Raw genomic sequence first — 10,113 nt, 5'->3', positions numbered from 1 at the left:
CCATAAGATTTCTGAGTTAGTTTTATGCAAAGATAGGATTTTTACAAATATTACCCCTCAGGTTTTTACATTGACCCAAAAAAAGAATATCTAAATAAGTCCCCCAGGTTGCCGGGTTGCGGTCGCACTTAAAACAGATACACAATGTATTAAACCAAAACAAAGCGCAACACATAAAATTATAGTATTGGTTGACAGGTTGACGGTTGACTGTATTGTAATACTTTGTATTATAGATGTTTGCATCAAAAACTACGTCAACTATCTAATTTATGGTATTGTTATAACCTCTCTTTTACTACCATACAAACGAAAGAACCGCTTCCAACACATTTTTGTGTGCATCTGCTTATGTTCTGTATCTCGCCTCCGATTATGCAAAGGTATTGGGTAAGTGTGCTTTGCTCCCTACCAGGTTCTAGCTACCTGGTGCCGTTCAGTCCGTCTATAGGGAAATAGGTAAAGTGTTATTCTTGTGTGTCTAATTCCTTCGTATCTTGCAAGGTGTTGCCCTACCTTATACAATCATTTCTTCATTATTATACTCATGTGCGGGTATTTGGTTTCATGAATCGTCGGTTTCTTGGGCTTTGCTCCTTTGAGTTCTGCAAGTTCCGCCTTGACTTCCTTAAGTTCGTTCAATAAATCCGTATATCCTTCCGTCAATCGGAGGATGTGTTGCATCATTGCTGTGCTGATTTCCATAATAGATGAATATTTGTTTTAGTCGTTATTTCTGCCATCTGCCCGCCAGCCGTATTGCTGGCGGGACGTCATAACGTGATTTCGCTGGTTGAACCTCAACGTGCATCTATGCTTGTTTACGTGGCAATACATTTCCTAATCTCTTCTTTATTTCAGCTATCGAATTATCCAAAGAAGCAATCATTATTTCATAATCTTTGTGTGATGCAGCTACATTATCTACTATCACATTACCAAGTTCTTCAATAGAGGCGCAAATATTGCCTACAAGTTGTCTGTTTTCTTCCATGATATAATGTATTAAGTTAATCACCTACGTAATGAGAACCGAAACGCCCTTTGTTGTTATTGATATAGTAAGCGGATGTCGGGATTGATAAATCATCATAAACGCTGCGTCTTGCAGGTTCGGCTAAATAAGCTTCCATTGCTTCTTTTTCTGCGTTTATCGCCTCTTCATTAGACACACGCTTCTTTTCGTTAACCCAAGCAAGTTTTAGACAGTCCGCCCAATTCTTTACTTCATGAGTGAGGGAATACAGCTTCATGTACTTCTTAATCTGATGAGCTTCTTTCATTATCTTGCTTAAGTTGTAGCGTTTCATAATTGTATGTATGCTAATCGTTAAACATTTAGTTTTATTATTACGATGCAAACATAACTATAATTATAACGCAAACAAACATTATACAGTTAATAAAAACTAATTCAATATACACATAGTATATTTTTATCCAAAGAATAGCAACTAATACTATAATTTTATATATTTGCAAGAAATAAACTATAAGTATAATTATGAAGTTACGAATATTGGGAATCTGCAAACAAGCAGGAATAACCCAAAAAGAGTTAGCAGAAAGAATAGGATTATCAGCTGTGGGGTTATCTAAGGCAATCAATGGTAATCCTACCAAAGATACTTTGGAGAAAATCGCCAGTGCCCTAAATGTGAGAATAACCGAACTGTTCGAGGAACCAACCAACATAAACGGCTACATTGAATTAGACGGAACTATCCACAAGGTTACGAGTAAGGATGATATTAAGAAGTTAGCGGAGAATTTATAAACTTAACTTAATAAAATAAGGAGGTAATACTATGAGCGAAAAAAAATTCAAAGAATCTGACGTAGTAATAAATACACAAAATGGGAAGGAATATTATATTACTCGGATAGAAAAAGTGTATGATGCAGATTTAAAACATTCAGTTCCTACGGGATATGCTGAATGCCGTCCTAATAATTTGGATGATAATCTGCCAAATTATAATAGATTCCCTATTGACATTTTAGAACTAAAGAAATAAAATATGAAAAAGAAATATATTATAAAAGGAGTTTTAAATTCCTCTGTGTTATTTTTAAATTCTTATGGAACATATAGCCTAATACCTACTTCGGACATATACAGTGATGCAGATAAAATCAAATTCTTTGATTCAAAAGAGGAAGCAGAAAATTGCATATTACAAAATGAATTTCCCCCTGTTACAATAATGGAGATTTTCATATAGATAGAATCAGAATAATTTATTTCTCATAACTGCCAAACGCTCACATTCTGTTTATCTCCCAATGTGAGCGTTTTTTGAGGTTTTCATCAGAATAGTAAGGTCGGAGAATTTCTTGTTTTCAACTTTTCCACTATATTTGCGTATTGCTAATACTAAATATAATACTTATGAACAACCTGATTTCTATTACAATCCTTGTATTTGCATTCCTGCAAATCATTTTGTTTTTCAAATTATGGGGGATGGCTAATAACGTAAAGAAAATAAGTTCAAAACAACTTTCTTTTCTTGATAACAAACGAATAGAAGAAGCTCAAATATGCCTTTTAAAGAACGAATCAGAGAAGGCCTTAGATTTATACCGGCAAGCATTTTTTATGTTTGTTTCCGATTTATATAATAAGACTTTAACCGATGGTTCAGAAAGGAAAAAAGAATATTGGACTGAACATTATGCTAAAATTGTGCGCTTTTTCACCAGACGTTTGCAAAATTTTGATAACTCTATAGATTTTAGTGTTTATGACACCTTTGATAAAGTGGAACAATTAATCATTAGAAAATGATACCGAGGCTACAGAATTGTGGTTGCAAGATTTTATAATCAACAAATACTGCAATTATCTAATTTATAGTATTGGTTGACAGGTTGACGGTTGATAATCGTCAGAACTACTGATATACAAACAATTACATAGGGATATACGTCAACCTCTTAATTTATGGTCGCAAGGAAAAACCCCGAACCGAAATAACCGGAACGGGGCTTCATTGTCTTAATAAACGGTCTCGCCTCACGGCGGTACACTATCTTTAGAATGTGGCTGCGGAAAGCTCCTTTGAAATCCTTTCCACCGCTACACGTATCTTGTCATACTGTTTTTGTCCGGCATTGGTTACACCTGATGTGTATTGCCGCATCAATGAAGCGTTGATACCTGCTAACTCTGCTACCTTAGTAACATTCAGGAATGAGAAATAGTTAAAAAAAGATTGCATATCATACTTGTAGGTAAACTCCAGTTCCGGCACTTCCTTACCTTCTTCTGCCTGCATCTCTTTTATTTCCTCATACGCTTTCATCATATCCTCTTTGGCCGCTTCTGCCGTATCTCCATATCCAGCCAAACCAAAGCCGGGCAAATCTTCCTCTACAAAGCATGAGTAATACCCATCGCTCGCCTTTTCCATGATTACAGTTACTTTCATACTTCCTCTTTTTAGTAAAAGGGGACGGCAATACGCCGACCCCATTGCCTCAACATTTACAGCCTTTTAGGTATGAAGCACAAAGGCGGGGGATTACTCCCCCAAAAGAACCTTTCTTGCTTTACGTTCCATTCCGGTAGGTACTTCTTGTTTACCGTGCCTTGACAAAGCAAATTTGTTTCCCGTTTTAGGGCTATACCAAATATCATGGTTTGCCCCATGCCTGAGAACGTAACAACCTGCTGCGGTAAGTTCCGCAAAAAACTGATTGTACTTCATAATGTAAAAGACCGTTTATTTATTAAGACAATACAAAGATAGCGTTTTTGCTATAATTCACCAAATAAAAACATAACTATTTTGCTACATTTGTGAAAAACATGCCTTTATTAATCACTCAACGCAAAAATACGTTTAGCTTTTGTTTCAACGACTTACGAAAATGCAACCGGCAAAGTAACCCGCCCTCATTCTGTTTTAGGGCATGTAAATCAGCCTATAACCCTTTTTCTATCTCCTGCCAAAGTGTTATCATTTCCTTTGTCGGTTCCTTGTCCTTGCCTAAAAACTCAAAGTCACTCCTTTTGTATGGTGTACCCTCAAAGTTTATAAAGTCAAGAAGGTAGTTTTTAGCCCTTACAGGGTACAGGTAACACAGTTTTCGGTATTCCCTATATTGTTCGTTTGAAAGTGGCTGATAAAGCTTTATTTCTTGATAAGCGAAAACGACTTCATACATTCCGCCACCTGCATAAATGACACGGAGCGAAAAAGGCTTGTTCGTTTCGATTATGTTTTTCTGCTTTCTCCCCATTTCGCTACATCTTTTTACTCCTTCAACTTGATTTCAAGCTGTTTTCGGGAAAGCATCCAGTTCTCCAGCATGACATTAAAACGGTGTAGCTTGGAGTAGTACTTACTAACTCTCTTACCGTAAGGGGTTACTTTTCCTTTGTACGTTTTCTTGCCGTACTTGCGTTCTGGACTATCGTTTTTACCAAAGCTGGAAAGAAGCCGGTTTATTCTGCTCTCGTTTTGATAGCTGTAAACATGACAGAAAGCATATCTGCTGGCTATCACCTTGCCGTTAAGGAATAGTGTCCGGCATTTACGCCCGGTATAGGGGCAAAGGAAATACCAAACCTGCCCTTTCCCTAAATTGCTCGGTTCTGAACAGAGAGAAACAGTTACCTTTCTGTGCTCTCCTTCATAGTCCCAATAAAAAAGCATTTCATTCTTATTCAAGAAAACAACGGCGGTATATTGAATGCCTTTGAGAGTGAAACGTGCACACAACGTTGCATCCGTTTCTGATTGCCGTTTTATCAACTCCTTTAAGTTTGATAATGTAATTCTTGGTATGTAATCTATAAATGTTGCCATATCTCAAATTTCTGCCTAAATACTTAGCGAATATCCGTTTTCTTCATGTACATATACATAAATACCCTAACCAATGGTTCGGGCAGACTTCCCTATTATAGAAAACCCACCCGAAAGACAATAAATTACTGATAGGGATTTTATCCTTTCATCGTTTAAGTGTTAACCCTTTAGTGTTTAATGTGTCAATACCGTTTTTCACGGCATACATGTATTCCCTCATTTCTACAAGATTAGACGTATAGTTATCAATGTTTGCCAAGTGGTTAAGAGCATCCCTGCTTTGGCTTTCAATTGCTTTAGCCGTTCTTTCTATATCCGTAGTTAATGAAAGACCGGAAGAGGCATAGTTCAAAAGACTGTCAATGCCATTAGCCATACGGTTGACATTTTCGTTGATGGAGTATGTATGCCCCATCATTGTTGTAGCCATTCCGTCTATTTTGTCTACACTATCTTGCGATGCTGTAATTCCCGTTTTCTGTGAAGCCTCACGGGTGGAATCAGGAGAGAACACATCAAATCCCATATCTCCCGCCGATTGACGGAAAGCTTCGTATAGCTGTTTGGCCTCATCTTGTTTGGCGACTGCATCATTCGTCAGTCCCTTAAGTATATTAGTCCACTGGGAGAACCTTTGCTCGTCCGTAAGATTTTGATTTTTCATCACGGTCATCATTTCTTTTTGTGCTTCTTCGAGTAACGGGCCAAGCGTAACGGAATAAATCATCTGCTCTGCTAATGTCTCCAACATTTCAGAAACAGATTGTGTAAATGATTCAGCCGCATCTGTGCCATTCTTGAATGCGTCTACGAGCGCATGGCTCATGCTGCCTCCCAGTTCTCCGAAAATATCCGTCATGTAATCATTCAAAGAATCGAATGCGGCTTCTGCCTGTTCTGCAAGGTCTATCATTCCTTGCAAGGCGGCTTTATCCTCGTCAGACATTTCACGGGTATTTATGATAGATTCCGCCAATTCTTTATTGAATTCTCCGTTGGCATCTATTAATTCAGGATAGACATCAAGAACGGAAGTATAGACATCATGCTGTTTTTTCCAGAACCATGCACCAGTAGTATAGCTTCCGGTCTTAATTTCAATATCGGCAAGACCGGAATAACGGTCTTTCGATTGGGAATAATTCCTATTAAAAACTTTATCAAGAGCTACACTGCCGGTTTTCCTATATGCAAATTTCTTTTGCTGTTCCGTAGTTCCTGCCAATTCCTTGTTTAAATCTGATATGGCATCCTTTAATACACGAACCGCATTTTCTGCTTTGGCATAAGAATCAACGCCAAATATCGTACTGGCTTTCTCATACAAGAGATTTTGTTCCAGCAAAAGCAGGTTATATTCCCTTTGTTGCGCTATTGTATCATTCATTACATCTTCAAGGACTTGCCTGTGCTTAGCTGTTTCTTGTGCTCCTTTCCCTATCAAAGAGAATATTTCACCGACAGCCGCAAAAGCCCCGGCTACCGGGCCGCCCGTTGCAAAAGCCTGGCCGATATTGGAAATCGAGCTCAAGACTTCTCCCAAACTTCCTATAACATTGGCGGCACTGTCCTTGCCCATAGCTTCAAACATTGTGGCTATCTCTCCGGCCGCTTGCCCTGCCGCACCGGAAATCATACCAATAGCACCGGAAATTTCCTTAAAACCTTGTGCGCTTTTTAAGTCGGCAAAACCCGTTTTGAATGTCTCGAAAATATTGCTCCATTTGTTTTGCTTCTTCCCAGCCCCTAACAGTTTATCAAGTGCCTTTTTAAGTTTATCCAATTCTTCCGGACTTTCTTCTATGGCTTTGAGTTGTTCGGGGGATATGAACGTAATACCTTCCTTATTATCTTTCCCTGAAAGATAGCTCCTTAGCTGCCGTGCCTGTTTCAGTAATTCGGACAAATCGGAAAACGCCATTTGTGAGACATCCCCGAAGAGCATCCTTAAAAAATCATTATCTTGGTTAGCCAAAGCTTTGTTCTCCTCATCTGTCACTGCCTGAATGCTTTCTTTTGCCTTGTCTTTGGCTACTTGTATGGCACGGTCTATTTCTTCTGCATTGCTTTCTGTACGCTGTCTCCTTAAGAAAAATATATCATCATTCATCTGTTTCTCAATGGCAGTCCTTTGAGCCGCAAAATCACGGTATTTTGCAAGAGTATTGGATAGTAGCTTTGCGGTGGCACTCTGTTGTAGCTGATATGCTGCTGAATATTCTGCATCCAATTCTGTCCGTTTATCTTGTGGCAACTCCGTAACAGTGGATGTGAACTGTAATCCTTTCTTCTGATAATCAGGGTTTGCCTGTTTCCACTGTTCATATTCCGCATCCTGTAAAGTCTGCAAAAGTTCTCTTTCCCTTTTTTGAATTTCCACTATTTTGGTGTCATAGTTAGCGTTTATTTGTGCCAACTCTTTCACATTCCCGTCTTGCATCAAATCCGCTACCATTTTTTGCGCATTCAGTTGGCTTTGGGTAATGGTGTCTAAAATGTCCTGCTCGGATTTCTTTATGGCTTTCTGCTGCAAATAGGAATCAAGATATTTGACCTCCTTGTCCTTTTCAGGTGTTTTTGCTGGGTCAAAAAGAAGGTCAGAAATATTTATTGAATCTTCCAGCCTCTTAATCGTTTCATCAATGCTTGCAATTTTTGTCGTTAAAACATCGACTTCTTTAGAGAATTTACTTACATCCCCAGCTGCATCAGCAAGCTCTTTAGAACCAGCAGTAATCGGGGCAAATGCAGCGCCCGCCGTATTCCTTACATTGCCCGCTTCCTGTAAATCTTGTAAACTTTTTGTTTCTTCAAGGTTCTTCTTTGCTTGTAGCAACTGTTCTTCCAGTTCTATGCGTTCTTCTTGTTTTTCAGTAATTTTACTAACATAAGCCCTCGCTTTGGCGTTATTTATTATAGATTGTGTCAGACTATCATAAGCAGCTTTAGCCTTTCCTAGCATAATAGTTTGGTTGCTCATACTCTCAAAAGAAGAGGCAAATTCTTCTTTTAATGCTTTGACCGCTTTAGTCTGCGATTCCGTCCCTTTAGAAGCGTCTACGGCTGCATTGTACAATAGTCTCAACCTTGTTAGTTGTTCCTGCGCTTCTTTACGTCCTTCTAAACTTGCATCGTTATATGCAGTTAACGCCTCTTTAAGTACATCTATATTCTCTTTAGCCTTGAATAATCCTTTCACCCAGTCTGCAAGTTCGTTACCATAAGAGGACAGGAGAGTAATGCCGACAACCAAAGCCGTCTGCCATCCTAATAATGATTTTGCAAGCTGTTTCCATACCGGAGTGCCTTGTTTCCCTTCATCCTTTAGTGCTTTTAGACGGTCTTGCGCTAACTTGATTTCATCAATCAACATCGGAAGGTTATTTGAAATAGCAAGGAAAAAAGTATTCATGGAAACTGCTAAAGACGGAAGTTCACGAGCCAGTTGTTGCACCTGTACATTAAGACCGTTCCAACCTGAAGCATAGTTGCCTACATTTCGGTAAAATCTCATAGATGCCTGTTCCGCTTCGTTAAGTTCCTTTGTCACCGACTGAATTTGTATAATCAGTTCCTTGCCGGTGGCACCGTTACGCAAACCACGTGATAGATTGTCATATTGGAACGTCAGCAATGAGAGTTGTCTGCGAAGCTGGGCAATGGAACCATCAGCCGCCTTTTGGACTTTTATAATATTCTCCTGCTCTTTGGCAAACGAACGCATTTCGTCAGCCGCAACCTTCAACTGTGCTTTCAGCCCGGCATACTGTTTTACAGCGTTTGCCCCGGAAACCGAGCTTCTCTGAGCCGCCGACATCATATCTATTTCGTCAGTTACAGATTTAAGCTGTTCTTTAACTCCCCTCAAGGAATCCGCATAATGTTTTATACTATCGCTCGTTTCATCTGTTTCTTTCCGTATCTTTTGGGAACTGTCAACAACCCCTTTGGCTATATCCACTTGCGCCAAAGCTGTTTGGATTTCCGCAAACTTCTTTTGCATGGTGTCAAGCTCCGTCTTTATTTTTCTAAACTCTTCATACAGTTTATCGTATTTCGGAGAGAACTTTGCTAACTTATCCATCTCCTTACGCACTTCCTGTATGCGTTTTACCAACTGCGTAAATCTTGCAATATCTGCGTCTATATTAAATCTCAATCCTGCCATAACTGATAAAAATAATGGTTATTTACTAAATTTCTTACCGACTTCCGTAACGATATGTAAAGCGCCCTGAGAAATGACCTCACGTCCCTTGCCCTCAACGTAAGATGCGTATTCCATACCATCGGCAATGATAATTCCGTTTTGGGGACGCTTACCGTAAATCAATAGATTCTCCGTCTTGCTTTTGGCGTCCTCATGTCCGGGTTCTGCCGGTACATACATATCTACGATTTCACCATTTATCACGACTGCCGAACCGGGTGCACTACGTAGGTTGTGGGTATGGTTTTGGTAGTCCCCCGTTTCTTTTGAGTAGTCCACGCCGGCATGGGCTACTTCTATCATACCTTGTTTGATTTCGTTCTCTGCATCTTCCAAGAACTCATCTAAGCCGGAAAAATCAACTTCTACTTTCATTTTTTCGCCGTTGCTGTCATTTCACATATCTTCTGTGCCATAATTCCGTATTTTTGGGCATTGAGCAAGATGTCTGAAAATAAGATTTGAAAGGCATCTTCAAGTTCGGTTCTTTGACCTAAAGAAAAGTCTTTCGCCAAAGAGAGGTTCCCGGCAAGCAGAAGAGACAATGCATTGCATATTGTCGGTGTGTCCATGCTGTTACATAATTCCGTAATGTTGTTACAGTGCAAAGAAAGTTCTTGTATTTCCTTACATGCCTTACTTATGTTGTTTACTGAAACAGACGTACAATCGTATGCCCGTTGTGCGATAATTATTGTATTATTCATTATTGTTCAATTGTTTTATTCTACAATCCGTAAATGTCCCGTTTAAATATGGTTGGCAAGAGATGTTGGCTTTGTCGGGACAATAGACATAAACCAACATCTCTATCTTGCTATTCCATGTCGGGTAATCCGCCCGCCCATTGCTTTGCAAGCCCTTCTGCCGATACCGCAAAATCTTCCTTTCGATATTCAATGCCCAGATGTTTGCAAATGGCTTTGTTCTCATATTCCGACTGCAAAGCCCATTGTTCATAGGGGGTGTTTGCAATCGCACACTTTTCATCCATCCCGGCAAAGAAGTTGATTCTATTAACCGGGCTTTCATTCAATTGCCGTTGAAAGGCATCGAATTTTTTCCGTTCTTCTTGTGTCATTT

The 10,113-nt window shown here is 39.3% G+C and carries 15 protein-coding genes; 4 read left to right on the top strand and 11 right to left on the bottom strand.

Annotated features, from left to right (window positions below; genetic code table 11):
- Positions 1–525: 525 nt before the first annotated feature.
- The 3 genes from AB5903_RS12805 to AB5903_RS12795 form a co-directional block, all read right to left on the bottom strand.
- The gene (locus tag AB5903_RS12805) at positions 526–705 is read right to left on the bottom strand and encodes a hypothetical protein (RefSeq protein WP_005652442.1); all 180 of its coding nucleotides are present in this window, start codon (positions 703–705) and stop codon (positions 526–528) included.
- A 106-nt stretch (positions 706–811) separates the two neighbouring features.
- Positions 812–994, bottom strand: coding sequence for a hypothetical protein (locus tag AB5903_RS12800; protein ID WP_005652444.1), 183 nt, complete (start codon positions 992–994; stop codon positions 812–814).
- 16 nt (positions 995–1,010) lie between these two features.
- Positions 1,011–1,310 (bottom strand): hypothetical protein, encoded by a 300-nt coding sequence (locus tag AB5903_RS12795; RefSeq protein WP_368117900.1) that lies wholly within the window; start codon positions 1,308–1,310, stop codon positions 1,011–1,013.
- Positions 1,311–1,504: 194 nt separating this feature from the next.
- On the opposite strand from AB5903_RS12795, the gene AB5903_RS12790 reads away from it, so the two are divergent.
- From AB5903_RS12790 to AB5903_RS12775, 4 genes are all read left to right on the top strand, one after another.
- Positions 1,505–1,777 carry a helix-turn-helix domain-containing protein gene (locus AB5903_RS12790; protein WP_005652447.1) on the top strand — a complete coding sequence of 91 codons (273 nt, stop codon included), beginning with the start codon at positions 1,505–1,507 and terminating at the stop codon, positions 1,775–1,777.
- Between the two features lie 31 nt (positions 1,778–1,808).
- Positions 1,809–2,018, top strand: coding sequence for a hypothetical protein (locus tag AB5903_RS12785; RefSeq protein WP_005652449.1), 210 nt, complete (start codon positions 1,809–1,811; stop codon positions 2,016–2,018).
- A gap of 3 nt (positions 2,019–2,021) precedes the next feature.
- Entirely contained in the window at positions 2,022–2,225 is a 204-nt protein-coding gene (locus AB5903_RS12780; protein WP_005652450.1) for a hypothetical protein, read from the top strand.
- 167 nt (positions 2,226–2,392) lie between these two features.
- Positions 2,393–2,791: a hypothetical protein gene (locus AB5903_RS12775; protein ID WP_005652452.1), complete on the top strand. Its 399-nt coding sequence runs from the start codon at positions 2,393–2,395 to the stop codon at positions 2,789–2,791.
- A 247-nt stretch (positions 2,792–3,038) separates the two neighbouring features.
- On the opposite strand, the gene AB5903_RS12770 is transcribed toward AB5903_RS12775, so the two are convergent.
- The 8 genes from AB5903_RS12770 to AB5903_RS12735 all read right to left on the bottom strand — a co-directional run bounded on the left by AB5903_RS12770 (position 3,039) and on the right by AB5903_RS12735 (position 10,111).
- Positions 3,039–3,434, bottom strand: a complete 396-nt coding sequence (locus AB5903_RS12770; RefSeq protein WP_005652454.1) for a type II toxin-antitoxin system HicB family antitoxin — start codon at positions 3,432–3,434, stop codon at positions 3,039–3,041.
- Positions 3,435–3,527: 93 nt separating this feature from the next.
- Positions 3,528–3,713, bottom strand: a complete 186-nt coding sequence (locus AB5903_RS12765; RefSeq protein ID WP_005652458.1) for a type II toxin-antitoxin system HicA family toxin — start codon at positions 3,711–3,713, stop codon at positions 3,528–3,530.
- A 217-nt stretch (positions 3,714–3,930) separates the two neighbouring features.
- Positions 3,931–4,248, bottom strand: a complete 318-nt coding sequence (locus AB5903_RS12760; RefSeq protein WP_005652459.1) for a hypothetical protein — start codon at positions 4,246–4,248, stop codon at positions 3,931–3,933.
- A 14-nt stretch (positions 4,249–4,262) separates the two neighbouring features.
- A complete protein-coding gene (locus tag AB5903_RS12755; RefSeq protein ID WP_005652461.1) occupies positions 4,263–4,817 on the bottom strand; it encodes a hypothetical protein in 555 nt (184 codons plus the stop codon).
- Between the two features lie 148 nt (positions 4,818–4,965).
- Entirely contained in the window at positions 4,966–8,988 is a 4,023-nt protein-coding gene (locus AB5903_RS12750; protein WP_005652463.1) for a hypothetical protein, read from the bottom strand.
- A gap of 18 nt (positions 8,989–9,006) precedes the next feature.
- Positions 9,007–9,405 carry a hypothetical protein gene (locus tag AB5903_RS12745; RefSeq protein ID WP_005652465.1) on the bottom strand — a complete coding sequence of 133 codons (399 nt, stop codon included), beginning with the start codon at positions 9,403–9,405 and terminating at the stop codon, positions 9,007–9,009.
- Entirely contained in the window at positions 9,402–9,737 is a 336-nt protein-coding gene (locus tag AB5903_RS12740) for a hypothetical protein (RefSeq protein ID WP_005652467.1), read from the bottom strand. Before AB5903_RS12740 ends, AB5903_RS12745 begins: the two co-directional genes overlap by 4 nt.
- A 110-nt stretch (positions 9,738–9,847) precedes the next feature.
- Positions 9,848–10,111 (bottom strand): hypothetical protein, encoded by a 264-nt coding sequence (locus AB5903_RS12735; protein WP_005652468.1) that lies wholly within the window; start codon positions 10,109–10,111, stop codon positions 9,848–9,850.
- Between the last annotated feature and the right edge of the window lie 2 nt (positions 10,112–10,113).

The organism is Bacteroides sp. 2201st1_D9_2201SCRN_220225, from assembly GCF_040928965.1.
Classification (GTDB): domain Bacteria; phylum Bacteroidota; class Bacteroidia; order Bacteroidales; family Bacteroidaceae; genus Bacteroides; species Bacteroides stercoris.
The sequence above is the reverse complement of the archived record's forward strand: the minus strand, read 5'-3'. Positions and strand labels throughout refer to the sequence as shown.